Raw genomic sequence first — 26,883 nt, 5'->3', positions numbered from 1 at the left:
AATATCAGCGCCGCTTGCTTTAAAATATCATTTTCCATTTTCAGTTTCATATTTTCTTTTCTTAGTTTGATCAGCTCTTCCTCTTTGGGCGAACGATTATCTTTTTCGCTAAATGAGCCGCTAGTATCGGCTTGTCTGACCCAACGATCGAATGAAGAACCGGTAAGATCATACTCTCGAATGATTTCTGAACGTGGCTTTCCTGAACGATACAGGTCCACCATTTGTTGTTTAAATTCCTTGGTAAATGTCCGTCTCGGTCTGCGTTCTGACATGATGATTCCTCCAGTGTGTTTTATTATAGTTTACACACCTTATTTTTATTGTCTAGTCCAGTGTAGCCTGTCCAAAAGTTACGTGTTCTTATCCAGCAGAATATTATTGAAACTGCCTAAAAAAATAAGGCCCCTAAGGGCCTATAACAAAACTTAATTATTCAGTTGAATCTAACTCAACAACACCATTTGACAAAGAGCCGATAAACTTATTAAATCAAGTATATCTGGAAGTGTTAAATAAAAATAGACGGTCACTTATTACCCGCTTGCGTTTGTTCAATCAAATATACTCTAATTAATAAGAACGAATGAAAAAGGAATTGCAATAAGAGTTTCTTTTTTTATTCTTCTTTCACTTTAAAATCGTCGTTTATCATAGCACGCATAAGGTAGTAAATTCCTAAAAATAGAAAGATAAATGGTGGTGTTACACGTAATAAAGCAAACGGTGTTTCAAAAAGAAAAGCAAACAAAAAACTATGCCCTTTTAAATTCCAGATATTAGGAGTTAGATACCATGATTTGAAGTCTAATAAGTTACTTAGGTTGCCAGATTGATTTCTATAGAAAAGATAAAAGTACAATAAAAATAAAAAACCGTATGAATAACAAAATTTTACATATCTTCTCTTCACACTTTCTTGAGAATCTTTGTCAGAAAAGATTTCTCTTGTTACGTCAGGGCGTTTTTGTTGAAAATATTGACTACCTCCACTGCGACTTCCTTTTATTAATTTCCACCCACTATCAGAAAAGAGTGTTACATAATCTTCATAGTTTGTCTTATTCATACTTTTTTCTCTAAAATCAAGACGAACATAAGGAATTAAAGTTTCTTTACTAGACAGCTTCATAAAAGTATATATAGGAATTACGGAATTAACAGAAACTAATTCATATCCAGTTTCTTGTATAGCATTAATCCATTCTTCTTCTTTATCTAGAGATAAGAAAAGTCTAAACTTTTTCATAAATATTCCCTCCTAATATCCTAATTCAGAAGATAGTTTAACAAGTTTTTTCAAGCGTTCTATTTCTAATATCAAAATTTCTTCTCCTATGTCAGTAATTTTGTAAACTCTTCTTCTTTTTTCCCCACTCGGAATTTCTTCTATCCAATTTAGCTTAAGTAAATTTTCAATTGCGCCATACATGGTTCCTGCTGCCACTTTTACTAATCCGTTACTCAGCTTTTCTATTTCTTGAATAATGGCATATCCGTGAGCAGGAGTGGTTAAAACTAAAAGAATGTAGAAAGTTGTTTCAGTTAAAGGTAAATGTAGATTTCTACTCATGTATGTTCCCCCATTTTCAATAGCATAGTTAGACTGTACATAGTTGAACTATATATAGTTGAACTATATATAGTTTATATGTATAGTTTTAGAAAGTCAAGTATTATCATATGTTCAATAGGGGGTTGTGTTGCAAAGTTTCAAAAAAAATACAGACACTCCCAACTTTTTTATTATTGTCTATCCTGCTTTGAATAGATTTTCAATTTCTTCCCATGGAGAAAGAGGCTGACCCATAAGTCTCAAAAATAGTAAAAAGGAAACCAACATCGATAAAAAGATGTTGGTTTCCTTATTTTTTTGTCTATCTAAGAGATTTGTCCGCTGATAAGCAGTTAACTTTCTCAGATTAACTGCCATAAAGGCGAAACCTAATTCGTTTTTCACCTTGTCCTTACCTCTTACTGAAAATCGAGTGAAGCCCAAATGGACAGGCTACACTGGACTAGACAATAAAAATAAGGTGTGTAATGGAAGGGTTATACTTAAGTAGACAGAAAGATAAGCGAATTTGTGGATGGATAAACCAATAAACTGCTCGAAACACTTGAAGACCGCCGTCTGACTAAGCTAATCGGGCACTTTATGCGTTATTCCAGAAAAGCACGATTGAAGGTGAAGTATCTGGTCATGAATATGATTGCCAGTTATGGCTAATTGATTAAAAAAGTGTTCCCAATGCTGAAATAATCATCGACCGGTTTCATATCGTTCAACACATTAATCGTGCCTTCAACCAATTACAAATCAAAATCATGAATCAATTTCGCACACAGCAGTCAGAGAGTCAGAAAAAATATCGCCGGTTGAAATGCTATTGGAAACTGCTTTAAAAAAGATTCCGATAAGCTTTCTCTCACTAATAGTACTTATCATCGGCTCTTTAAACGCGAAATGTACCCTCAAGATATTATTGACGAATCACTGTCGTATGATTCTGTTTTGAACACAGCTTACGATACTGCCCAGTTAGTTCATTATTAGCGAAAGAAGCTAGATGCCAAAGGATTCTCTGATGTCATTGAGTCAATAGACGACCCTTTGCCAAAATGGTTCAAACGGAAGTTGAAATTTTAAAAAAGGGGGGCGTGGGGATTACGAATGGGTACCAATAAACTATTTTAACGGTATTACAGAAGGGATTAACAGTAAAATCAAACTGATTAAACGCGTGTCATTTGATTATAGTAGCTTTTATCATTTACGCGAACATATCTATATCATTCAAGGGTTTATTTACAATTAAATAACAGAATCGGTGAAGAGGATTCTTCACCGATTGACTGAGTTTTATGTAGTTTTTGTCTGATCAACACTATTTGACAGATAACCTTAAAAATTGCTTGAACCTTCTGGCTATTTTGATAAACACAAACTGCAACAACAGCGGAAGTATCAGCGTAAAAAAAACAACTAGAGCTGAAAGAGCGATACTGAAAAACATCATGAATTTTTCCCGCTTTAACAGTACGCCCCAGCTTTTAATAATCCCTGCGCGTATCCGCAACGGTCTCTTTTCTTTTTTTTATGGGCGATGGCTGATTGTACTTGTGACTATCGAGACATTTATCCCAAATCACTGCCTTGCCGGCTGCCAGTGATTTTGGCACATCGATGATCCGCTGATTGCTGCTTCCACGAAACTGCAAGGTCAAATCCAGCTTGTCCTGCTCAAAAGGCCCGTCAACAAGAATGTCTATTTTCGACAAAAGCGCCAGTTTATCATCAGTCTCTTCCAGCAGTTGTTCAAACGTGTAACCTGACCATGACCAGACATCCTTCTTATCACCGAACTCCCGACGCAACCGATTAACCAGTGACAGACACACATCTGTGTTCAGAAACGGCTCACCACCGAGAAGCGTGAGTCCTTGGACGGAATCATGCCCGATGTCCGCCATGATCTGGTCTTCCAACTCTTTTGTATACGGAGTACCGTATTTAAAATTTTGTATTGCTTTATTAAAACAGCCTTCGCAGGCAAACAGACAGCCGCTGACGTAAATGCTGCAACGGACACCTTCTCCGTCTACAAACATGAACGGCTTGTAGTCTGCGATACGTTGCTGACTGTAGTCTTTAGACTGCCATTCTTTTGGTTTTGGCTGACGCATCGTCATGGCCTCCTATATAAAAATTTATCATTATGAAAAGGGTACATCGCTGTACCCTTTTTCTTACTTCATATGTTTCACTCGTGATGAAATCTCTTTATGACGGCCGTGAACCATCGGGCGTGCCTGAGGGTTCCCCAGATAGCCGCATGTCCGTTTTACGACGTCGCAAGATTTTGGATCTTTGTTACCGCATTGCGGACATTCAAATCCTTTTTCTGTCGGTGTGAAGTCGCCCTCGTAACCGCAGTTGTAACAATGGTCGATTGGTGTATTGGTACCCAGATAACCAATCTTGTCATACGAGTAATCCCAGACAGCTTCCAGTGCTTTCGTGTTTTGCTGCAATACCGGGTATTCACAATAATGTATGAATCCGCCTGAGCAGTATTGCGGATAATCCTTTTCAAAATCCAGCTTTTCAAATGGTGTCGGATTTTTTCTGACATCATAGTGGAAACTATTTGTGTAGTAATCTTTATCGGTAATATTTTCAATCACGCCGAATTTCTCGGTATCCATACGGCAGAAACGGTCAGTCAGACTTTCGCTCGGTGTGCAGTAGACACTGAAATGATAGCCGTACTCATTGCCCCAATCGTCTGCATGCTGTTTCAGATTTCTTAAAATGTCCAATGTGAACTCTTTGGCTTCGGCATTTTCTTCCCAGTCGCCGCCATAAAAAGCAGCTGCCACTTCGTAAAGACCGATATAGCCCATAGAAACTGTGGCGCGTTTATTCTTGAAGAGTTCGTCCACGGAATCAGCCTTGCCGAGGCGTTCGCCAAAGGCACCATACATGTATAGAATCGGTGCATTCGCAGGTGTTGCTTCACGACAGCGTTTGATTCTGAAAACAAGCGCATCTTTCAGAATACCCAGCCGTTCTTCAAGCAGTGACCAGAATTTTTCTTTGTCCCCGGCCGCTTCCAGAGCAATCCGCGGCAAGTTCAGCGTCACAACACCTAAGTTCATCCGGCCGGAGTTGATTTCTTCGCCCTGCTCGTTTTTCCAGCCTTGAAGGAATGACCGGCAACCCATCGGCACTTTGAAACTGCCTGTCAATTCAACGATTTTATCATAGTTCAAAACATCCGGATACATCCGTTTCGCCGCACACTCCAGTGCCAGCTGTTTAATGTCATAGTTCGGGTCTTCCGGTTTCAGGTTGACGCCGTCTTTAATAGTAAAAATAAGTTTTGGAAAAATTGCTGTCCGGTGTTCCTGCCCCAAACCTTTGATTCTGATTTGGAAAATAGCCCGCTGAATTTCCCGCTCGAACCAGCTCGTCCCCAGTCCGAATCCCAGAGACGTAAACGGTGTTTGACCGTTTGAGGTAAAGAGTGTGTTGATTTCGTATTCCAGACTTTGCATCGCATCATAAATATCTTTCTGCGTTTTTGCTTTGGCGTACTCATCGTGCTTGGCTTCATCTTCAATCCAAGCGGCCGCATCCTTCAAATGCTTCTGATAATTCTTCTCCGCAAAAGGCGCAAGCAGTTCATCCAGTCGGTCAGCCGAACAGCCGCCGTACTGGCTGGAAGCAACGTTGGCAATGATCTGCGAAATTTGTGCCGTTGCCGTTTGAATCGACTTAGGCGATTCCACTTCTGCGTTGCCGATTTTAAATCCGTTGTTCAACATGCCTTTGAAATCAATCAGGCAGCAGTTCGTCATCGGCGCATATGGATGGTAGTCCAAGTCATGATAGTGAATATCGCCTTTTTGATGCGCGTTGGCTACATGTGCCGGCAGCATCTTCAGACCGATGGATTTCCCCACAATTCCCGCAGTCAAATCCCGCTGGGTATTGAACACATCACTATCCTTATTGGCATTTTCATTAACCAGTGTATGGTCTTTATGCAAAAGACGTCCGATAGTGAAGTTGATATCGGTCGCGCGGCTGCGTTCGAAGTCACGAGATGTCCGGTAGTTGATATATTCTTCGGCCAGCTCGTACTCCTGATTATCCAGCAGTGTGTGCTCCACGATATTTTGTATTTCATAAATCTTCACATCTGTCTGAAAACGGTCGGCAATTTCCGAATTGACGCGGTCGACAATGTTTTCGATGCGCTGCTGCGCCAGCGGGTCCAGTCCCCCGTTTATTTTGATTTCCGCCTTGACCAAAGCGTTATATATTTTTTCATCATCAAAATCAACAACGCGGCCATCTCTCTTGATGACCTTCATATTGTGTAATTTTGAACTGAAGTAGACAACTGTATTTTTCGAACGAGATATTTCCAGCATGCTCCAATCATCCTTTCCTAAAGCTTACCATATAATAATAGCCCATCCACTGTATTTATTCAACTATATATTGTATTCTTTTTCTTAAAAAACAGAATACTATCTATATATAGTGGTCAGATGATAACTTATCCAACGGTCATAAACAGTGGGACGGGCTGATTAATGCTCGTTATTCAGTTCAATTAAAAAACACATCCTTTATTTTATCACACTAAATCTTTTTTTCAACCATCGTCAGCAGGTCTTGGTTGGTTCAATTTTTGTGACATAATTTACAAAAAACAACCGCAATCAACCCCTGCCCCGCAACCTAAAATCATGTTTTTTTATTTTGAAATACCTTATAAGATAACATTGATTATGGCTCGCTTTCCAACAACAGCCGATGCAAGGCTGTCATTTAATACAGCCAATGCCTTGACTGTTCAACTGACAAAACACGCCGCACAAGCTAATTGAGAATAATTATTGTTTTTAGTTGCAATTTTTTATTTTTTGGTTTAAGATAGTTTTAGAAAAAAGTTTAGGTTAACCTAAATTAAAAAGAAGGGAAACTAAAATGAATAATAACCTTACAGTGAATGATTTATCTGTTGCTTATCAAGGGAAAATAGCCCTCGACCATATTTCATTGACGGTTTCACCACATAAACTGACTGGTGTCATCGGGCCGAACGGTGCCGGAAAATCAACACTGCTCAAAAGTATTCTGGGCCTGATTCCTCGGACGAGCGGAGAAATCACTTGTCTTGGCGCTCCCATAACTAAGCAGCAAAAAAATATCGCTTATGTTGGACAGAGGCAAGATATCGATCTCTCGTTTCCGGTGGATGTGCTCGGTGTGGTGATGTTTGGCACCTATCCAAAATTAGGACTCTTTCGCAGACCGAAAAAGAATGAAGCTGCGCTTGCGTGGCAATGTTTAAAAAAAGTCGGTATGACGGAGTACGCTAAAAACCAAATCGGCGAGCTTTCCGGCGGACAGCTGCAGCGTGTGTTTATCGCCCGCGCACTGGCGCAGGAAGCTGACTGGATTTTTCTGGATGAGCCTTTTGCCGGAATTGATGCAACGAGCGAAGGCATCATCATCTCATTACTGAAAGATTTAAGGGATGAAGGAAAATCCATTGTTATCGTCCACCATGATTTGCACAAAGTACGCGACTACTTCGATGAACTCATCTTGTTGAACCAGCAGCTGATTGCTTCCGGAACAGTCGACGATGTCTTTACCGCTGAACACATGATGCGCGCTTACGGCGATTCAATCGTGGATATGGCGAGAATAGGAGGAAACCGACATGCTGAATGAATTTATTGATGGACTGCTGAATTACCAGTTTCTGCAAAGCGCATTAGTTACCTCTGTACTGGTCGGAATGATTGCAGGGGTCATTGGCTCATTCATTATTTTAAGAGGTATCTCGCTGATGGGTGACGCCATTTCCCACGCGGTATTGCCCGGTGTGGCCATTTCTTACATGCTGGGGGCAAGTTATGTCTTCGGGGCAACGATTTTCGGGCTGTTGTCAGCGGCACTGATCGGGTTTGTCACAAAACACAGTAAGCTGAAAAATGATACGGCTATCGGCATTGTTTTCAGTACCTTTTTTGCACTGGGTATCGTGTTGATATCTTTTGCGAAAAGTGCGACTGATTTGTATCATATTTTGTTCGGTAATGTGCTGGCCGTGAGAGACTCGGATATGATGCTGACTGCAGGTGTAGGCGCCATTGTATTGATTTTGGTCACACTGTTTTACAAAGAACTCAAACTGACCTCCTTCGATGCAACCATGGCCCAGGCTTACGGACTGAATGTGACCCTGATCAATTACATGCTGATGTTTCTCTTGACTTTGGTAGCTGTCACATCTTTACAGACGGTCGGGACCATTCTCGTCATCGCCATGCTGATTACACCGGCAGCCACAGCTTTTCAGTACACAAACAGTTTGCCGAAAATGATTGGCCTGTCAGTGACATTCGGTGTGCTCAGCGCCGTCATCGGGCTGTTTTTCAGTTACAGTTACAATCTGCCGTCAGGAGCCACGATCGTCTTGACCGCAGCGGCATTCTTTTTGATTGCATTTCTATTCTCCCCTAAAAAAGGACTTGTATCTCAATTCAGAAAGGAAAAAAAGCATGATAAAAACAGTAAGCAAATGGGTATTAGCCGGCATCTGCCTGCTCATACTAGGCGCATGCAGCAACACGCCCGGCAAAAATAGTCAGCAAACAAGCAGTACGCATGAACAAAACAAGCTCCGCGTCGTCGCCACGAACTCGATTATCGGCGATATGGCCCAGCAAGTCGGCGGCACCCATATCTCGCTGCACAGCATCGTGCCAGTCGGGACCGACCCGCACGAATATGAACCGCTGCCGGAAGATATAAAAAAAGCCAGCGATGCGGATGTGATTCTCTACAATGCACTGAATCTTGAAACAGGAAACGGCTGGTTTGAGAAACTGATGGAAACTGCGCATAAGAAAGACGGTGTCGATTATTTTGCAGTCAGCAGGAAAGTCGAACCAATGTATCTGACAAGCGAAGGCAACACAAATCAAGAGGACCCTCATGCCTGGCTGGATATTTCCAACGGCATTGCCTATGTGAAAGAGATTACCCGGATATTTTCTGAAAAAGACCCGGACAATGCGTCTGCTTATCAGAAAAACGCACAAGCCTATATTGACAAGTTGACTGAACTGGATGAATCGGCCAAGAAAAAATTTGCCGACATTCCGGCATCCAAAAAACTGCTAGTGACCAGCGAAGGGGCCTTCAAATATTTCTCGAAAGCATACGGTCTGACAGCGGCATATATTTGGGAAATCAATACGGAGAACCAGGGGACGCCTGAACAAATGAAACGTATCATTGATACCGTCAAGCAATCTGATGTCCCTGCACTCTTTGTGGAAACCTCCGTCGACCGCCGCAGTATGGAACGTCTCGCAAAAGAAACGGGCCTGCCGATTTTCAGCGAAGTCTTTACGGATTCCATCGCCAAAAAAGGGCAGGAGGGCGACAGTTATTACAGCATGATGAAATGGAACTTGGAAAAAATCCATGACGGATTGGCAAATTAACAGGAAACGCCATGTGCGGATTGCACATGGCGTTTTGCCGTTTAATTGGCGGCGGAGGTAAAGAAAACCATACTCTTTTGTGGTACACTAGACTGCATACAGATATGGAGGTGTGTAAGATGTCCCAGACAATAGATAAATACTGGCGCAGTTTTTGCCAGTCAAAAGGTATGCCTGCCGGCACCGCATATAGCGCTTTTGCATTTGGAGACAGCGCGGAGATGGCCGATAGATTAGGGCAGCTGGTGTTATCAGGAAAGAAAACAGGAACATCCGGCGCCTATGATCATTATGCAGAAGAACCCCTGCCGGAAAAAGGCGACTATCAAATCGTCCTGAACAGCCAAGGAGAGCCGCTCTGCGTTATTCAAAACACTGACGTTGACATCCTGCCTTTTCGGGAAATCACCGCTCGTCACGCTGAAAAAGAGGGAGAAGGCGACTTGTCGTTGACATATTGGCGCAACACACATTGGCACTTTTTCTCGAAGTACCATACCCTTGAGCTGGAAAAAGAGTTTACTGAAGACGATTTAGTGGTGTTTGAAACGTTTGTCGTAGTCTATCCGACGACTGTCTGACGCACACCGGAATACAAGCACCGGACACAAACAGGATAGTTTTCTGCAGCAATTTGTTGTATTATTAGTTTGTGCAACTGTCCGATTCTCATTCGCTCCAGCAGCTTTCATGTTTCGGTCAGAAAAAAAGTGCATATGACTGACTTATTTGAAAGGGAGTGGCTTTGATATGGGCTGTTTAGGCAACATCATCTGGTTTGTTTTTGGCGGCTTTGCCGGCGGACTAGCATGGATTATAGCTGGTCTTCTTTGGTGCATCACGATTATCGGTATCCCGGTAGGCCTGCAGTGTTTCAAGTTCGCTGAACTGTCCTTTTGGCCATTCGGCAAAGAAGTGATTTACGGTACCAGCTCGTTTTCACTGCTGGTCAATATCATCTGGCTGATTGTCTGCGGTTTTCCTTTGGCGGTTACCCACCTGATTAGCGGAATTCTATTGTCCCTGACGATTATTGGAATTCCTTTCGGCAAACAATCATTCAAACTGGCTAGACTTGCGCTTATGCCGTTTGGTGCGCAGGTAATAAACGTTAGGTAGCAGACTGCAATACCTTTTAAAAACACCCTTCTTGTTTATAGACAAGAAGGGTGTTTTAGGCAGTTCTGCCATCTGTTTCTGAAGCATATTTTTTTACAACTTCAACTCATGTATCACTGCGTTTCCTTTGTTGCAACCTTCATAGACTATCTCCAACTCACCGTCTTCAAAAAATCGGGCTGAGGCAACTGATTCCCCGTGATTTGCAAATAATTCCAAACTGGAGCCATCCAGAAACACCCTGAGCTCCGTCAATGGACGGTCAAGTGTGGTGTTGCGGTATTCCGTCCGTTGCGCCAGCCAGTCCCGCCTTGATAATGACAATTGCCGGCTGTCGCGACTATATGTGATTGCAGTCTCTCCTTGCAGACGAACAGTCATATCTTCCGCCTCGCTATCAAAGCAAAACACTAATTCAACAGTACTTATAGACGGACAATAGCGCCAGCTGTCGGATAAATCAACCTGTTTGTGTGCTGCTCTCAGCTGTTTCAATTCTGCTGCCGGCTGCTGTATCAGCAAACCATCTCTGGTGTCTAATTGACGCGGTATGCTCAGATGGTGCAGCCATCCTTCCTTAACAGTCGGAACCGCCTGCTCTTTCGCCGGTGGCATTACACCCATCCAGCCGTACAACATCCGTCGGCCGTCTGTGGTTAAAAATGTTTGCGGCGCATAAAATTCAAAGCCCCAATCCAGCTCATACATCAAACTGTCGGCTATGACAGCACCTGCTGCTAATGACTCTACCTTTAAATAGACCGACTGGTAAATATTTTGATAACAGTCACCTTCTTCCTCAATGCCTTGAGGGGAATAAAGGAAAAAAGCAGCTTCTCCTATATAAAAGAAATCGGGACACTCCCACATAAAGCCGCGCTGCGACAGTTTTTTCAGCTCTTCTTCTGAAAAAAACTCGCCCAACAACTGCCAATCCCGTAAAGTTCTTGATGAATAAAGCAGCGCTGTCCCTTTTCCGTCATCTGTTTGTGCGCCTAACAGCAAATACCACTTGGACTGCTCATCATCAAACCAAACTTTCGGGTCCCGCACATGCCTGGAATAGCCAGCCGGATGCGGAAAAATCGGACCTTGTTTCACAAAATGCCGGCCGTCTTCAGAGAGGGCCAGACACTGATAGCTTTTTCGGGTGCCGTCTTTTTCTATCACATTGCCTGTATAAAACACATACATCGTTTCTTCATGAACGACTGCCGAACCAGAGTAAATCCCGTCTTTATCATAGTCCTCAGACGGGACAAGTGCAGCAGGCAGCCGTTGCCAGTGGACCATATCGTCGGAAACAACATGCCCCCACACTTTGTTTTCATGTGTCGTGCCGGTTGGGTTCCACTGATAGAATACATGGTACTCCCCTTTAAACACTACCAGCCCATTCGGGTCATTCAGCAGACCTTTGACCGGTGTCACGTGATACGTTACCGGATAGGACGATTTTTCGACATTGCCGTCTAACATAACACCTCTCCTACATTCCTTCTAACTGTTCGTCTTTGAAACCAAATAGATACGTCAAGATAAAACCAACACCGATAGCAACCAGATTGATAAAGATGTACGGAATCAACTGCTCATTGAGATACAAAAGAATTCCCGGTATCACGGTGATAGACATCCCTGTACCTGACAAGCCCATCATATTCGACAGAAAACCGCCGACACCGCCTCCGATCAAGCCCATGAAAAACGGGCGGACATACCTTAGATTCACACCGAAAATGGCCGGCTCAGTGATACCCAAAAGCGCAGAAAGTGCTGATGGAAATGCCAATGCTTTCAATTTTTTGGATTTTGTTTTTAAGCCCACTGCCAGCGTCGCTCCCCCTTGAGCTGCCATCCCGCAAGTAATAATAGCGTTAAAAGGATTACTTCCGGTATTAGTCAGCAGCTGCACTTCCAGAAAATTGAAGATATGATGGACACCTGTCACAACGATTACTTGATTCAAACCGCCTATAATCAACCCTGCCAATCCAAACGGCAAAGCCAAAATCCATTCCGTTGCATTGAGGACCACGTTCTCAAATGAATGAAATACCGGACCAATCAGCATCAATGACAACACACTCATAATCAGTAGTGTTACAAAAGGTGTCACCAGCAGATCGAATGTCTCAGGTACGATTTTATGCAATTTTTTCTCGAGCTTTGCTCCGATAATCCCTGAAATGAATGCCGGTAAAACAGTGCCTTGATAACCTACAATAGGAATAAAATCAAACAACATAATAGCTTCAGCGCTGCCGGCAGCAACTTCATACGCATTAGGCAGAGACGGACTGACCAGCATCAACCCAAGCACAATTCCGATAACCGGACTGCCGCCAAATACTCTGAAAGTCGACCATGCCACCAAAGCCGGAAGAAAAGCGAATGCAGTATCCGTCAAAACTTGTGTGTATAGTAAAAAGTTGGCATTAATTGCTTCCGGCGACAGCCCGAACAAGCCTAGAATTTCCGGCTGTGTCAGCAGACCTCTCAATCCCATAAACAAACCGGTCGCCACCAACACCGGGATAATCGGCACAAAGACATCGCCAAATGTTCGAATCGTGCGTTTAAACACATTACCTTCTTGTGGTCTGGCTGCGGCTTCGTCTTTCGGCTGCTCACCTACTCCCAATTGAAGCACTTCTTCATAAATCTTATTGACAGTGCCTGTCCCAAAAATTATTTGGTACTGTCCCGAATTGAAAAATGCGCCTTTGACTTTGTCCAGATTTTCGATACGTTCCTTATCAATTGCTCCTTCATCTGCGACCATCACTCTTAAGCGGGTAGCGCAATGTGCCACACTGCGAATATTGCCCTTGCCCCCAACTGCCTCAATGACTTGCTGCGCTATCTCCCTGTTCTCCATCATCTTTCCTCCTCTTTTTCTCTTTGAGGGACCGGTCCCTCAAAAGGGTTAAAGTCAACATGAGGGACCGGTCCCTCATGTTCTTAGTTACAAGATATCATCAAATGTATCCGTTGTCAACTTAATTTTTTTACACTTTCTCTATCCATGTAAGAAAAATCAATCGCAATCGCCCGGTCGATAGCTCCTCCTCCAAGCTTTTTCAATAAATTAGCGGCGGCCGTCTCCCCAACCAGTTCATGATGAAAATCAATGGTCGTTAACGGCGGTGTTAAAAAGCCGCTAAACGCATACCCGCCGAACCCTGCAAGCGAAATATCTGCTCCCACTGCCAAATTCATCTCATAAGCTGCCCGGTATAACCCCATCGCCATATTATCGGTTGCAGTGATGTACAGTGTTGCCTCTAATGTTTTGAACAAATCCATGGCTAAATAGTAATTGTCTTTGGTCCTGAACGTTGATTCGATATACGAGACATGGAAGCCCGCTTTGGCAAATGTGTCCATGACACCGCGCTTTCTTTCGACACCAACAGAATAATCATTTTCAGGAACGCCTATGTAAGCAATCTGCTCGTGCCGGTATGCCAACATTTTTTCAGCCAGCAGCTTGCCGGCCGCATAGTTGTCATGATTGATGGCGTAGACATCTTTATGATTTTGCCCCACGAAAATAATCGGCACTTTCAACTTCTTTTGTGCGCGCAAATGCTCTTCTGTAATCATTGTGGCAAACAAAATAATACCGGCAACTTTATTATGTACCAAACTGTACAGCCCTTCGATTTCCCGTTTGACATCCAAATTGGTATTGAAAATGAGCAGCTGATACCCCTTGGCGCGGCATATTCTGTCGACCCCGTCCAACATGCTCATAGTGGAAGGCGAATCTATTCGCGGTATCACTACACCAATAAATTTACTCTTTTCCGACTTCAAATTTCTGGCAAATTCATTTGGTACGTAGTTATGTTTGTCAATCACTGTTTTTATTTTTTTTGCCGTTTCTTCACTCACGTAGCCCTTGTTCAAGTATCTCGAAACGGTACTTTTTGAGACGCCGGCTTCTTGCGCGATTTGTCGAATCGTTATCATTGTTTTCCCCTACTTCAGCAGTTTTTTTTAAACTGTTTTATTACTTATCTTATCATAATTTCAACTGTGCGACACATTTGATTTACGGGGAACGCAAAAAAACACCCGCTCAAACAAGCGGGTGAAAAGCTCATGATATCATTTACATATCTTTTATTTAGCCAATGCAGCTTTAGCTTGGTCAGCCAGTGCTGTAAATGCGGATGCATCATGGACAGCCAAGTCAGCCAGCATTTTACGGTTGATGTCGATTTCAGCAACTTTCAATCCGTGCATCATTTTGCTGTAGCTTAAGCCGTTCATACGAGCTGCAGCGTTGATACGCGCGATCCATAGTTTACGGAAATTGCGTTTTGTTTGGCGACGGTCTCTAAATGCGTACACATGAGACTTCATCACCTGTTCTTTTGCTGTTTTGAATAATGTATGTTTTGAACCATAATAGCCTTTAGCTAATTTTAAGACTTTTTTACGACGTCGGCGTGTCACTGCTCCACCTTTTACACGTGCCATGATAATTCCTCCTTGAGTTGTTTTCTAAATTGTAGTATACGGTCTGCCTGAGAGTTGATTATCTCATGTAAGTCAAGCTTTGGCGGATACGTTTGTAATCGCCGGCAGATACCATTCTTGGACGACGCAGTTGACGACGTTGTTTTTTCGTTTTACCGTGGAAACGGTGGCTTGTAAACGCGCGATATCTTTTAAATCCGCCACCACCTGTACGTTTCAAACGTTTAGCTAGTCCGCGGTGAGTTTTCATTTTTGGCATTTCATTTTCCTCCTCAGATTCTTTGACTACTTGTTATCTGTCTTTGGCGCAAGCACTAAGAACATACTTCTGCCGTCCATTTTCGGTTTTTGTTCAACGGTAGCAATGTCTTCAGTTTCACTTGCTAGGCGATTTAAAACATCTTGACCAATCTGCTTATGAGTAATCGCACGGCCTTTGAAACGAATGGACGCTTTCACTTTGTCGCCCTTTTCAAGGAACTTTCGTGCATTACGCAATTTTGTGTTGAAGTCATTCACATCAATTGTCGGGCTCAAACGAACCTCTTTAATATTGATGACCTTCTGCTTTTTGCGTGCTTCACGCTCTTTCTTTTGTTGTTCAAATCTGAATTTACCATAATCCATAATTCTGGCAACAGGTGGTTTGGCATTTGGCGCCACAAGCACCAAATCTAAGTTAGCACTTTCTGCAATCTTCAACGCTTCGGCTTTTGACTTAACACCAAGTTGCTCGCCACTCTCTGAGATCAATCGAAGCTCTCGTGCACGAATACCGTCGTTTACCATAATATCTCTTGCTATGGTCATTCACCTCCAAATTATTTAGAGAAAAAAAACGAGTTCTTTTTCAAGAACCCGCACCAGCACAGCCTTTCCATTACATTCGAATGGAAAAACATGGATTATCTGGCCCAGGAACTGACATTCTCTAAGGCGAGAAGCGGGTGCTTCTGCTTAATTTCTCAACTCATACATCATAACAAGTCTTTGCATAAATGTCAACACAAAAAATCTGTTTTTCAGAAAACGAGCAGGTGGTTTACTTGAAATAGCCGTTCATTTCCCACTGCCGGCGGATAAAATCGTGGATCGTTTCCAAAGAATCAGAAAACAGCACTTTGTGATAGTCAGCTTCCGATAAGAATCCTTGGCTGACCATCTGGGAAAAAAAGGCAGCCAGCGGATCGTAAAAACCGTTGACGTTATAAAAAACACACGGCTTTTGGTGCTGGTCGATGCGCCGCCACGAGTAAACCTCGGAGATTTCCTCCAGCGTTCCCGGACCGCCGGGCAGGGCAATAAATGCATCCGACAGTTCAATCATCTTCAATTTGCGTTCATGCATTGAGGAAACCGTGTAAAATTCAGTGAGACCGTTGTGGGCACGTTCGCCGTCCTGTAAAAAATCAGGCATCACACCAATAGCCCGGCCTTGACCGCGTAAAACGGCATCGGCAACAACGCCCATGAGACCGATCTGACCGCCGCCGAACACCAAGTCATACCGATTCTGCGTCAGCCATTCGCCAAGCAGACGGGCCTCTTTTTCATAAACGTGCGCTTCTCCTAAGGAAGAACCGCAGTATACTGCTATTCTTTTCATCAGTTCACACCCTTTTACTCACTGTGTTGTTTTCTGTCAGTTCATCACTACAGCGTTTATTATAATCCGTTCAAACGCATTAGACAACTCCAAACACACCAAAAAAAGTGCCTCCCCGGACAGCTAAGCATTCGGGGAGGCATCTGATGTGAGGCGTTTATCTGGTTACTTCAGCAGCTCGTCCATGTTTTCGATGACTAAATCTGCAAAACCGGAACAGCTGACTTCTGTTGCACCGTCAAGCAGACGGGCAAAATCGTATGTCACTGTTTTGTTTTCAATCGTCCGCTCAATAGCTTTGGTAATTAAATCTGCTGCTTCCTGCCAGCCGATATGGGTCAGCATCAGTGTACCGGAAAGAATAACAGACGACGGGTTGACCTTATCCAAGTTGGCATATTTAGGGGCGGTCCCGTGTGTGGCTTCAAAAATCGCATGGCCTGTCACATAGTTGATGTTGGCACCTGGAGCAATACCGATCCCGCCGACTTGTGCCGCCAGCGCATCTGAAATATAGTCGCCGTTCAGATTCATCGTTGCAATCACGTCAAATTCGTCTGGACGTGTCAAAATCTGCTGCAGGAAAATATCTGCAATCGCATCTTTGACTAAAATTTTACCGGATGCCAACGCTTCTGCCTGCTGGGCATCCGCCGCTTCGACGCCTTGCTCAGCCTTGATTTGATCATATTGCTGCCATGTGAAGACGGCATCGCCGAATTCTTTTTCCGCTAAGTCATAGCCCCACTGTTTAAAGGCACCCTCTGTATACTTCATGATATTGCCTTTATGTACCAGTGTCACGGAGGTGCGCTGATTGTCTAGCGCATATTGAATCGCACTGCGGACCAGTCTTTCCGTGCCGTCTTTGGATATCGGCTTGATACCTATCCCGCTGGTTTCCGGAAATCTGATGTTGCTGACGCCGAAGGTTTCTTTCAAATAAGCAATGAGTGTGTCAGCCTCTTTTGTCCCTGCTGCAAACTCGATACCGGCATAAATGTCTTCTGTATTTTCCCTGAAAATCACCATGTCGGTTTTTTCAGGGTGTTTCACAGGCGACGGCACGCCGTTAAAGTAGCGCACCGGGCGCAGACACACGTACAAATCCAGTTCCTGACGCAACGCCACATTCAGCGAACGGATTCCTCCGCCGATTGGTGTAGTTAGAGGCCCTTTGATGGCAATCAGGTATTGCTCGATTGTGTCAAGGGTTGCCTGAGGCAGCCATTCGCCTGTCTGGTTGAATGCTTTCTCACCCGCCAGCACTTCTTTCCAGACGATTTCTTTGCTGCCTTGATACGCTTTGGCAACAGCCGCATCGATAACTCTCTTCGCTGCCCGCCAAATATCCGGCCCTGTGCCGTCTCCTTCAATAAATGGAATAACCGGGCGGTCAGGTGTGACCAGCGTCCCGTCAACCATTGTCATTTTTTCTCCTGTCATTATTTCAGCTCCTATTCCCGTATTGTCAGTTTCACTTTATTGTTGCAGTTTCTTCCGAATAACCATCGGCAGAATCCCCTGATGCTGATAGTAGCGGATATCTGATTGGGCATCGAAACGCAGAATCACCTGGAACTCCTTGCTGGTTCCGTCAGGGGCTGTTGCTGTGACAGTGATTTTTTCGTTCAGTTCAGGCGTATCCGGCAGCTCTACCGCAAACGTTTCTTCTCCGGTCAGTCCTAAACTGTCTGCATCTTCTCCCGGCACAAATTGCAGCGGAAGGATACCCATCATCACCAAATTGGAACGGTGAATACGTTCATAGCTCTTGGCGATAACTGCTTGCACACCAAGTAATTTTGAGCCTTTGGCCGCCCAGTCGCGGGAAGAACCCATACCGTAGTCGTTGCCGGCTAAAATCACCAGTCCGGTGTTGGCCTGCTTGTATGCCATTGCCGCGTCATACATCGGCATAATGTCGCCGGTCGGCCAGTAAGTCGTCACGCCGCCTTCTGTGCCTTGGGCAATCTGGTTGCGAATCCGGATATTGCCAAATGTACCGCGCATCATGACTTCATGATGACCGCGCCGCGACCCGAATGAGTTGAAATCTTTCGGCGCAACGCCGCGTTCCTGCAAATACTTGCCGGCTGGCGAACGCATGCCGATCGCGCCGGCTGGTGAAATATGGTCAGTTGTGACCGAGTCGCCGAATTTAGCCAGTACACGCAAGCCCTGCAATGAGGACAGCTCGCCTGCTTCTTCTGACATATTGTCGAAAAATGGCGGATTGGCAATATATGTCGAGTCATCATCCCATTGGTAAACTGGTTCATCAATCGTCACAATCTGGTTCCAGTCCTCGTTTGCATTGAATACTTCTGCATAATAAGTCCGGAAAATCTCCGGTGTGACAAATTGTTCAATCAGCTGATTGATTTCCTGGGCATCAGGCCAGATGTCTGCCAGATAAACAGGCTGACCTTCCTGATCTTTGCCTAAAGGTTCCTCTTTCAAATTAACAGCCGCTTTGCCTGCCAGCGCGTATGCAATCACCAGCGGCGGCGAGGCCAGATAATTGGCCTTCACGAGCGGATGGATCCGTCCTTCAAAGTTCCGGTTGCCGCTCAGGACTGATGCCACCAGCAAATCATTGTCGCGAATCGCTTGTTCGATTTCCGGCTCCAGCGGCCCGGAATTACCAATACAAGTCGTGCAGCCGTAGCCTACCACATTGAAACCGAGTGCCTCGAGATAGGGCATCAGGCCGGCATCAGTCAGATAGCCCGTGACAACTTGCGAACCAGGCGCAAGAGACGTTTTCACCGTATCCGGCACTGTCAGCCCTTTGGCTACCGCGTTACGCGCCAGCAGTCCCGCCGCCAGCATCACATACGGGTTGGAGGTGTTCGTACAGCTGGTAATAGCGGCGATTGCCAAGTCGCCTGTCTGCAGCTGCGCATCAGTCCCATGCAGCTGGAACGATACCGATTTTGTCAGTTCCGACTCAGGCAGTCCAAAACCCAGATTACCCTCGGGAGCTGTCACTGATGACTGAAACGCCTGCTTCATCTCCGGCAGAAGAATCAAATCCTGCGGCCGTTTCGGTCCGGCCAAACTGGCTTCAATGTCTGTCAAATCAATGGTAATGATATCAGAATAAGCAATCTGCTGCGAGTCGTCATAAAATAAGTCATTAGCTTTCAAATATGTTTCGACCAGCTTGATTTGCTGTTCGTCTCTGCCAGTCAAGGTCAAATAGTGTAAGGTTTCATCATCAACCGGGAAAAAGCCGCATGTTGCGCCGTTTTCCGGCGACATGTTGGCAATCGTTGCCCGGTCAGCCAGCGTCAGACTGCGGATGCCTTCGCCAAAGTATTCGACGAATTTGCCGACCACTTTCTTTTCGCGCAAGACTTGCGTGACCTTTAAAGCAACATCGGTAGCCGTTGCACCCGGTCCGAGCTTGCCTGTCAGGCGCACTCCTATGACCTCAGGAACCGGAAAATAAGACGGCTCACCCAGCATGCAGGCCTCCGCCTCAATGCCACCGACTCCCCAGCCCAACACGCCCAGCGCATTGACCATCGGCGTATGGGAATCTGTTCCGAACACAGTGTCCGGGAATACTTGCCGCTCATGGTCTGCCGTTTCTCTGGTCGTCACGACATCAGCTAAATACTCGATGTTGACCTGGTGAACGATGCCGGTAGCCGGCGGCACCACGCGGTAATTTGAAAAAGCTGTCTGGGCCCATTTTAAAAATTCATACCGTTCCTTGTTCCGTTGAAACTCCAGCGCCGAGTTCGTCGCCAAAGCCTGTTCTGTCCCAAACGCATCCACCTGAACCGAATGGTCGACGACTAAATCGACAGGGACTTCCGGATTGATTTGTTCCGGACTGCCGCCTAATTTTACCAGTGCTTCTCTCATTGAAGCCAAATCAACAATGGCCGGGACACCTGTAAAATCTTGCAAAATCACACGGGCCGGCTTAAACGGAATCTCGCCGGATTGCTTGTCCGGCTGCCAGTGCGACAGTGCCGTGATGTGCTCTTCCGTAATATCAATACCGTCTTCCTGCCGCAGCAGCGACTCCAATAAAATACGTATCGTGTAAGGCAATTTGTCGACAGAAACACCCGTGCCCTGAAGCGCACGGGATAAACTAAAATAAATAAGCGGCTTTCCATCAAACATCAACGTTTGTTTGCTTTTATCATGGTAGGTTGACATGCGTTCACTCCTCTACAGTCTCATATGCAATAGTATACCTGTTTGCTTTCTAATTGTAAATTAATCTTTTTCTAATCCGATTGTCACGTGCTGTCCGTCCTCAGTAAAAGCCACATGACAACCAGTTGAATCTGGCGTCATATGGCTCATAACTACTTATTTTTTAGCTATCTTACAACTAAGACACTGCAATCGGCATGGTTCACCACATAGGTCGTCGTCGACCCGGCCAGAACCCGTTCAATGCCGCTGACACCAGTCGCCCCCATGACGATTAAATCAATTGGCCCTTTTGATTCATCAAAATCCACAATCCATGTTTTAGGCGAACCGTGTTTGATAAATGTCTTGATGTCAGTCAGCCCCAGCTCCACTGCCCGCTGCAGGCACTGATTGACCTTATTCTCTGCCACTTCTTCCAACGCTCTTTGCATCTTGTCCGTGATAATGTTGAAATCTCCCAAAAACCTGCTTGTGACTTCGTTTACATAAAGAACATACAACATGGCATGGTACTTTTTGGCAATTGCCACAGCTTCTTCAAATGCGGCATCTGCTGAGTCGGAACCATCTACTGCAACTAAAATATGTTGATACAATTCAGACATTGACATCGCCTCCCTAATTCTATTCTATCACTAGTCACCAGCGGTGTTCAAACGCTAACTGTATGATTTGCCGTCAAGTTTGCCGGACACCAGATAATAATCTTTGGCAAACACGATTTGACCTTCGAGCAGGTTGGCCAACTGTTTCTGATTGAAAGGCACTTCCCGCAAAAACGTCAGATGGTGACAATTGATGGTATGTACCGTATCTGTCGGATTCATGATGTAGCACACAAACTCATCATCAGTGTAACGAATCAGACCGAGCATGTCTTTACAGTAGCAAAGCGACAAGTCGCCCGTCTGGATTGCCGGCTGCGTTTGTCTGACGGTCACCCATTTTTTAAATAGTGCGTAAATGCTCTTGCTCTCTCTTCCCCACGGGAAAAATTTCCGGTTTTCAGGGTCTTTGCCGCCAGTCAGCCCGGCTTCATCGCCATAATAAATACACGGCACTCCCGGCATCATGAACATAAAACCCAGTGCCAAATCCAGTTTTTCCCTGTCGAGGTTCAGCATCGTCAAGATTCGCTCTGTATCATGCGTCCCCAGATTATTGAAGCTGTTGTAAAACACCTCTTTGGGGTAGTTCTCCTGCAACGTCATCAAGTGGCTGGCGACTGTCTCCGGTGTTTCCTTGCACAGCAAAAGATTGATGATGCCGCGCCGCAGCGGGTAATTCATCACACCGTTCAGATGTCCGCCTAAAATATACTGGCGGCGCTGATTGTAAGAAATTTTATTCGACGCATCTTCCCAAACTTCCCCTATCAGCACCTTATCAGGATAGACAGCCAGGCGGTTTCTGATTTGTTCGATAAAGAAATCGGGCAGCTCATCTGCCACATCCAGCCGCCAGCCGTCGACCAGCGGAGTCCACTCTGACAGTACGCTGTCTGCTTCACCATAAATAAACTGCTGGAAATGAGGGTCATGTTTATTGAACTCCGGTAAATCCTGAATGTTCCACCACGACGTATACTTATCCGGATACTCCTGAAAAATGAACCAGTCATAATACGGGCTTTCCGGATTGTTGTACGCCCCTTCCGTCTCGCCGTACTGCTTGTTGCGGTTGAAGTAGCGGCTGTTCCAGCCCGCATGGCTGAACACTCCGTCCAAAATGACCCGGATACCTGCCTGATGGAGAGCCTCCACCAGCGACACGAACTCTTCCCTGGTGCCAAGCATCGGGTCGATTTCAAAGTAATCATCAGTGTCATAACGGTGGTTGCTGGATGCTTTGAAAATCGGATTCAAATAAATGATGCTGACTCCCAGCTCTTTCAGATAGCTGATTTTCTTTTTGATGCCCAGCAGGTTGCCGCCAAAGAAATCCCAACGCACGATTTCGCCCGCAGCATTTTTGATATACATCGGCTCATCGCACTGTGTCGCGTAAATAAACGTGTTTTTCTTAGGATGATTGACACGGTTATCAGGGTTGCCATTGAAAAAACGGTCAGGAAATATTTGATACGCAATCCCCTCGCGGTACCAGTCAGGCGCCTTGTCCGCCCCTTCGTAACAAGTCAGCTGATAGTGCGCCAAAAAATTATGATTGTCCACCAATTCACCGGTGCCGCTGTTCCCGGCGCGTCCGTAATAATAAAGTTTCACGCCGCTTTCTGTTTCCTGGTCAAACTGGAAATAATAGAAGTACAACCCCTTTTGCGGGCGGTAATGAACGCTGTAACTGTCCACTGTTTCTTTCAGCATCTCCAATGTCTGCGGCGGAGTGCCTTCCTTGTAAATGATTAAAAACACGCGGTTGATATTCTTTAACGCGCACCGGATGCGGAACGTTACCGGCTCACCCGCGGCAACGGCGCCAAACGGTGTCTTGCAGGATGATTCCCATGAGTTGTAATAAACATCTGTCATAATTAACCCTTCTTGCTGCTGTATTCAGTTACCGGCTCAATCTGCCAAATATCGTCTGCATAGCGCTTAACTGTTTCATCTGCTGAAAACACACCGGCATTGGCGATATTAATCAGGCTGATTTTCTGCCATTTGCGCTTATCTTTATAACATTCGGTTATTTTCTCCTGTGCTTTCACATAGGATTCGAAATCCCGGAGTACGAAAAATTCGTCATTATAACGGATAAGCGAATCAAACACTTCGCGTCCTTCCGATTGAATATTCGGTATCGTGCCGTCGATAAATGCCTCAAGCACGCGTCTGATAACAGGGTCTTTCTCAAAATAGGACACCGCTGAATACGTATTGCTTTCATAGTAGTCGTATACCTCTTGCTCGGTAATACCAAAAATATTGATATTTTCTTCCCCGACAGCATCACGGATTTCAATGTTTGCTCCGTCCAGCGTAGCAATGGTCACAGCACCGTTCAGCATCAGCTTCATGTTGCTGGTGCCAGATGCTTCTTTGGATGCCAAAGAAATCTGTTCGCTGACATCTGCGGCAGGAATAATCACTTCTGCCAGTGACACGTTGTAGTTTTCAAGAAACACAATCTTCAGACGGTCTTTTACGTCCGGATCATTATTGACCAGATTGGCCGTTTCATTGATACATTTGATAATTGTTTTAGCGTACGCGTAGCTTGGCGCGGCCTTTGCTCCGAAGATAAAGACTCGCGGATAAAACTCACTATCCGGATTGTTTTTGATGTCCTGATAGCATTTGATGATATGCATCAAATTCAGCAGCTGGCGTTTATACGCATGCAGCCGTTTGATCTGCACATCAAAAATTGCATCCGGTGACACAGTGATGTCCTGTGTTTTTTTGATCAATGCCGCCAGGTTTTCTTTGTTTTGCCGTTTAGCCGCTGCTAATGCGTTTAGTACTTTCTGATCATCCTGATAATTCAACAGTTGCTGGAGATCTTCCGGATTGTCCCGCCAGCTGGTACCGATAGTCTTGTCGAGCACGCTAGATAATGGCCGGTTAGCCAGCTGCAGCCAGCGCCGCTCAGCAATGCCGTTGGTTTTATTGTTAAAACGAGCAGGATACAGTGAATAAAAATCATGGAGAACGACTGTCTTCAACAGCTCCGAATGCAGCTTCGCTACACCGTTGATGCTGTGACTTCCGATAATCGCTAAGTGAGCCATGTGAACCTGATTGTGATTAATGATTCGTGTCCGGTCGATAATACTGCGGTCATGGACTTTCAATTCTGTTTCTTCAACAAACCGGCGGTCAATCTCTTCGATAATCTGATAGATTCTCGGCAACAGCTGTTTCAGCATGTCGATCGGCCACTTCTCCATCGCTTCCGCCATGATGGTGTGATTGGTATAACTCATCACTTTGAGCGTCACCGCCCACGCTTCTTCCCATGACATTCCTTCTTCATCCAGCATGATGCGCATAAACTCAGGAATACAAAGCGCCGGGTGGGTATCATTGATATGAATAGCCACGTACTCATGAATCCGATGAATCGGTTCTTTGAGAGTGTGGTAATATCTGACGATGCTTTGAATACCAGCTGACACGAAAAAGTACTCCTGTGCCAAACGGGTCATCTGGCCCTTGGCATTGGAGTCGTCCGGGTATAGCACTGCGGTTAAATCTTCAATCGTCCGTCGTTCCTCAAGACTGCGGTACTTACTTTCCTCCGAGTTGGGGATTTCCACAGACCAGAGGCGCATGTTGTTCACGATATTGTTTTTATAACCAATCATTCCGGTATCGTAAGGCACTGCCCGCAGAACCTGCTGATTTTTATAGACAGGTTTTAACTTGCCGTTTGCGTCTTCTTCAAGATGAACTTGCCCGTAAAAGCAAACATCTACGGCTTTACTGTCTTTTCTGACTTCCCAAACATTACCAGTGCTTAACCAGTCATCCGGAAGCTCGACCTGGTGCCCGTCAATGAATTTCTGTTTAAACAAGCCGTATTCGTAGCGGATGCCATTGCCGTTACCCGGCAGCCCACAAGAGGCAATCGAATCCATAAAACAGGAAGCGAGACGGCCCAGGCCGCCGTTTCCTAAGGCCATGTCCTGTTCGACCTCGGTCAAATCCGCCAAGTCAATGCCCAGTTCAGCCAAGCCTTCTTCCACTGTTTCCAGCCAGTCCATATTCAGTAAATTGCTGGCCATTAATTTACCGGGCAGAAATTCAATGGAAAAATAATACGCCTGTTTTTGCTTATTCAACAAATATTGCCGCCACGTATGGTGTCTGTCTGATGAATAAGCACTGTGCATCAGCGAACCAAGTGTATTGTACAGCTCAGTCGGCGAAGCATCCTCTACGCCCATAGCATATTTTTCACTTAAACGTTTTTTAAATTGCGTGATAAATTGTTCCTTTGTCATCTTCATTATTATCTATTTTCTCCTTTATTGCGATACAACTTCCGGGCTACCAGTTCACCACTGGGTAGCCCGGGCAATTGTTGCTGCTATCATTATTTCAATGCATCGCGGTACAGTGCCAGATAGTCTTCGCAAGACCTCGTCCAGCCAAAATCACGCGCCATCGCCTGGTCAACCAGCTGCAGCCATAGCGGCTGGTCTGACAAGAAGGTATTGATGGCAAGTGTCAGTGCGTGCATCATGTAAAAACCTTGAAACGCCGCAAAGCCGAAGCCGGTACCCGTTTGGGTCGCCGGATTGAACGGTTGGACGGTGTCTTTTAAACCGCCTATTTCATGAACAACCGGCAATGTCCCGTACCGCATGGCTATCATTTGCGACAGCCCGCACGGCTCAAAGGCAGACGGCATCAGAAAAATGTCAGCTCCCGCATAGATTTTCTGCGCCAGTGACACATCAAACTGAATACGTATCGCACACTTGTCAGGATACTTGTCACCCATGTAGCGGAAAAATTGTTCAAAGTCTGCATCCCCGGTTCCCAGAACGACCAGTTGGCAATCCAGTTGCATCAAATTTTCAAATTCATCAACCAGCAGTTGGAAGCCTTTTTGACGCGTCAGCCGGCTGACAACCGCAACGAGCGGCGTATCCGGACGGACAGGCAGATTCATCAGCTGCTGCAGATAGTCTTTATTCTGTTTTTTGCCTGACAGGTCTGCTCTTGAAAAATGCGCCGGTATATGCGGATCCGTTTCCGGGTCATTGATATCATAGTCGATGCCGTTTAAAATACCTGACAGTTTGCCGGATTCCGCCCTCAAGATGCCGTCAAGTCCGAATCCGAACTCAGGTGTCTTGATTTCCTCCGCATAAGAAGGGCTGACCGTGTTGATACGGTCTGCATACATGATGCCGGCTTTCAAGAAGTTAATGCCGTCGTGGAAACGAATGGTGCCGTCGACAAAGCGCTCCGTGCCGACGCCGAACAATTCCGGCAGCACCTGACTGTCGCACTGCCCTTGAAATTCCATATTATGAATCGTCAGCACTGTTTTAATGGAACGGTAAGCTTCAATCCAGTGGTATTTCTCTTTCAGCAGAAATGGAATCATCGCCGTGTGATAGTCATGCACGTGCAGTATGTCCGGGATAAAACCCACCCGCTCCATCAGCTCGATTACCGCCAGCTGGAAAAAAGCAAAGCGTTCGCCATCGTCATAATAACCGTAAATGCCGTCGCGGTCAAAGTAATAGAGATTGTCGATAAAATAATAAGTCACTTTCTGGTAAACCAGGCGCTTCACACCACAGTACTGCTGCCGCCAGCCGACATTGACCGTAAAGTCAAACACGTGCTCGCACTGCTGGCGGTAGTGTTCCGGCAGGTTTTTAAAATACGGCAGCACCACAACGACTTCCTGATTTTGTCTGACCAGCTCTTTGGGAAGAGCCCCTACAACGTCACCCAGTCCGCCGGTTTTAAAAAACGGGGCGCATTCGGCAGCTGCAAATAACACGTTCATCCTTTAAC

The 26,883-nt window shown here is 45.3% G+C and carries 23 protein-coding genes and 3 pseudogenes; 7 read left to right on the top strand and 19 right to left on the bottom strand.

Annotated elements, in window-relative coordinates; all coding sequences use genetic code 11:
* The 4 genes from CBF27_RS02170 to CBF27_RS02155 form a co-directional block, all read right to left on the bottom strand.
* Positions 1-275 (bottom strand): transposase (locus CBF27_RS02170; protein WP_148112273.1); only part of this gene is annotated, 275 nt, incomplete at its 3' end.
* A 344-nt stretch (positions 276-619) separates the two neighbouring features.
* Positions 620-1,249, bottom strand: coding sequence for a DUF2812 domain-containing protein (locus tag CBF27_RS02165; RefSeq protein WP_126811906.1), 630 nt, complete (start codon positions 1,247-1,249; stop codon positions 620-622).
* A 12-nt stretch (positions 1,250-1,261) separates the two neighbouring features.
* Positions 1,262-1,573, bottom strand: coding sequence for a PadR family transcriptional regulator (locus CBF27_RS02160; protein WP_126811904.1), 312 nt, complete (start codon positions 1,571-1,573; stop codon positions 1,262-1,264).
* A gap of 180 nt (positions 1,574-1,753) precedes the next feature.
* Positions 1,754-1,960, bottom strand: coding sequence for a hypothetical protein (locus tag CBF27_RS02155; protein ID WP_126811902.1), 207 nt, complete (start codon positions 1,958-1,960; stop codon positions 1,754-1,756).
* Between the two features lie 293 nt (positions 1,961-2,253).
* On the opposite strand from CBF27_RS02155, the pseudogene CBF27_RS14570 reads away from it, so the two are divergent.
* Positions 2,254-2,406 (top strand): annotated as a pseudogene (locus CBF27_RS14570) (transposase); the annotation flags it as partial.
* 278 nt (positions 2,407-2,684) lie between these two features.
* Entirely contained in the window at positions 2,685-2,819 is a 135-nt protein-coding gene (locus tag CBF27_RS14565) for a transposase (RefSeq protein ID WP_425469915.1), read from the top strand.
* A 235-nt stretch (positions 2,820-3,054) separates the two neighbouring features.
* Here the strand turns inward: CBF27_RS14565 and nrdG are convergent, their stop codons facing one another.
* Both nrdG and nrdD read right to left on the bottom strand, forming a co-directional pair.
* A complete protein-coding gene (gene nrdG / locus CBF27_RS02140; protein ID WP_126811900.1) occupies positions 3,055-3,687 on the bottom strand; it encodes an anaerobic ribonucleoside-triphosphate reductase activating protein in 633 nt (210 codons plus the stop codon).
* A 63-nt stretch (positions 3,688-3,750) separates the two neighbouring features.
* Positions 3,751-5,883, bottom strand: a complete 2,133-nt coding sequence (gene nrdD / locus CBF27_RS02135; protein ID WP_425469914.1) for an anaerobic ribonucleoside-triphosphate reductase — start codon at positions 5,881-5,883, stop codon at positions 3,751-3,753.
* Positions 5,884-6,505: 622 nt separating this feature from the next.
* On the opposite strand from nrdD, the gene CBF27_RS02130 reads away from it, so the two are divergent.
* The 5 genes and pseudogenes from CBF27_RS02130 (at position 6,506) to CBF27_RS02110 (ending at position 10,161) form a co-directional block, all read left to right on the top strand.
* On the top strand, positions 6,506-7,258 hold the full coding sequence (locus tag CBF27_RS02130; protein ID WP_126811896.1) for a metal ABC transporter ATP-binding protein: 753 nt from the start codon (positions 6,506-6,508) through the stop codon (positions 7,256-7,258).
* A pseudogene (locus tag CBF27_RS02125) lies at positions 7,248-8,072 on the top strand (metal ABC transporter permease); the annotation flags it as partial. The gene CBF27_RS02130 and the pseudogene CBF27_RS02125, both read left to right, overlap by 11 nt.
* A 19-nt stretch (positions 8,073-8,091) precedes the next feature.
* Positions 8,092-9,042, top strand: coding sequence for an Mn/Fe ABC transporter substrate-binding lipoprotein EfaA (efaA, locus tag CBF27_RS02120; protein WP_126811892.1), 951 nt, complete (start codon positions 8,092-8,094; stop codon positions 9,040-9,042).
* A 119-nt stretch (positions 9,043-9,161) separates the two neighbouring features.
* A complete protein-coding gene (locus tag CBF27_RS02115) occupies positions 9,162-9,623 on the top strand; it encodes an ASCH domain-containing protein (protein ID WP_170174974.1) in 462 nt (153 codons plus the stop codon).
* Between the two features lie 169 nt (positions 9,624-9,792).
* Positions 9,793-10,161: a YccF domain-containing protein gene (locus tag CBF27_RS02110; protein ID WP_126811888.1), complete on the top strand. Its 369-nt coding sequence runs from the start codon at positions 9,793-9,795 to the stop codon at positions 10,159-10,161.
* 93 nt (positions 10,162-10,254) lie between these two features.
* Here CBF27_RS02110 and CBF27_RS02105 read toward each other — a convergent pair whose 3' ends face one another.
* The 13 genes and pseudogenes from CBF27_RS02105 to glgA all read right to left on the bottom strand — a co-directional run bounded on the left by CBF27_RS02105 (position 10,255) and on the right by glgA (position 26,875).
* On the bottom strand, positions 10,255-11,640 hold the full coding sequence (locus CBF27_RS02105; protein ID WP_126811886.1) for a glycoside hydrolase family 32 protein: 1,386 nt from the start codon (positions 11,638-11,640) through the stop codon (positions 10,255-10,257).
* A gap of 19 nt (positions 11,641-11,659) precedes the next feature.
* Positions 11,660-13,042: pseudogene (locus CBF27_RS02100) on the bottom strand (sucrose-specific PTS transporter subunit IIBC); the annotation flags it as partial.
* A 116-nt stretch (positions 13,043-13,158) separates the two neighbouring features.
* Positions 13,159-14,139 (bottom strand): LacI family DNA-binding transcriptional regulator, encoded by a 981-nt coding sequence (locus CBF27_RS02095; RefSeq protein WP_126811884.1) that lies wholly within the window; start codon positions 14,137-14,139, stop codon positions 13,159-13,161.
* A gap of 153 nt (positions 14,140-14,292) precedes the next feature.
* Positions 14,293-14,652 carry a 50S ribosomal protein L20 gene (gene rplT / locus CBF27_RS02090; RefSeq protein WP_126811882.1) on the bottom strand — a complete coding sequence of 120 codons (360 nt, stop codon included), beginning with the start codon at positions 14,650-14,652 and terminating at the stop codon, positions 14,293-14,295.
* 58 nt (positions 14,653-14,710) lie between these two features.
* Positions 14,711-14,911 (bottom strand): 50S ribosomal protein L35, encoded by a 201-nt coding sequence (gene rpmI, locus CBF27_RS02085; RefSeq protein ID WP_126811880.1) that lies wholly within the window; start codon positions 14,909-14,911, stop codon positions 14,711-14,713.
* Positions 14,912-14,937: 26 nt separating this feature from the next.
* On the bottom strand, positions 14,938-15,462 hold the full coding sequence (gene infC / locus CBF27_RS02080) for a translation initiation factor IF-3 (protein WP_126811878.1): 525 nt from the start codon (positions 15,460-15,462) through the stop codon (positions 14,938-14,940).
* Positions 15,463-15,694: 232 nt separating this feature from the next.
* Positions 15,695-16,258, bottom strand: a complete 564-nt coding sequence (locus tag CBF27_RS02075; RefSeq protein WP_126811876.1) for an LOG family protein — start codon at positions 16,256-16,258, stop codon at positions 15,695-15,697.
* A gap of 165 nt (positions 16,259-16,423) precedes the next feature.
* Entirely contained in the window at positions 16,424-17,704 is a 1,281-nt protein-coding gene (gene icd, locus CBF27_RS02070) for an NADP-dependent isocitrate dehydrogenase (protein ID WP_126811874.1), read from the bottom strand.
* Between the two features lie 36 nt (positions 17,705-17,740).
* Positions 17,741-20,440 carry an aconitate hydratase AcnA gene (gene acnA, locus CBF27_RS02065; protein ID WP_126811871.1) on the bottom strand — a complete coding sequence of 900 codons (2,700 nt, stop codon included), beginning with the start codon at positions 20,438-20,440 and terminating at the stop codon, positions 17,741-17,743.
* 167 nt (positions 20,441-20,607) lie between these two features.
* Positions 20,608-21,048: a universal stress protein gene (locus tag CBF27_RS02060; protein WP_126811869.1), complete on the bottom strand. Its 441-nt coding sequence runs from the start codon at positions 21,046-21,048 to the stop codon at positions 20,608-20,610.
* A 54-nt stretch (positions 21,049-21,102) separates the two neighbouring features.
* The gene (locus CBF27_RS02055) at positions 21,103-22,932 is read right to left on the bottom strand and encodes a glycoside hydrolase family 13 protein (RefSeq protein ID WP_126811867.1); all 1,830 of its coding nucleotides are present in this window, start codon (positions 22,930-22,932) and stop codon (positions 21,103-21,105) included.
* 2 nt (positions 22,933-22,934) lie between these two features.
* Entirely contained in the window at positions 22,935-25,349 is a 2,415-nt protein-coding gene (locus CBF27_RS02050) for a glycogen/starch/alpha-glucan phosphorylase (protein ID WP_126811958.1), read from the bottom strand.
* Positions 25,350-25,441: 92 nt separating this feature from the next.
* A complete protein-coding gene (gene glgA / locus CBF27_RS02045; RefSeq protein ID WP_126811865.1) occupies positions 25,442-26,875 on the bottom strand; it encodes a glycogen synthase GlgA in 1,434 nt (477 codons plus the stop codon).
* Positions 26,876-26,883 lie beyond the last annotated feature (8 nt).

This window comes from Vagococcus acidifermentans (genome assembly GCF_003987655.1).
Classification (GTDB): domain Bacteria; phylum Bacillota; class Bacilli; order Lactobacillales; family Vagococcaceae; genus Vagococcus_B; species Vagococcus_B acidifermentans.
The sequence above is the reverse complement of the archived record's forward strand: the minus strand, read 5'-3'. Positions and strand labels throughout refer to the sequence as shown.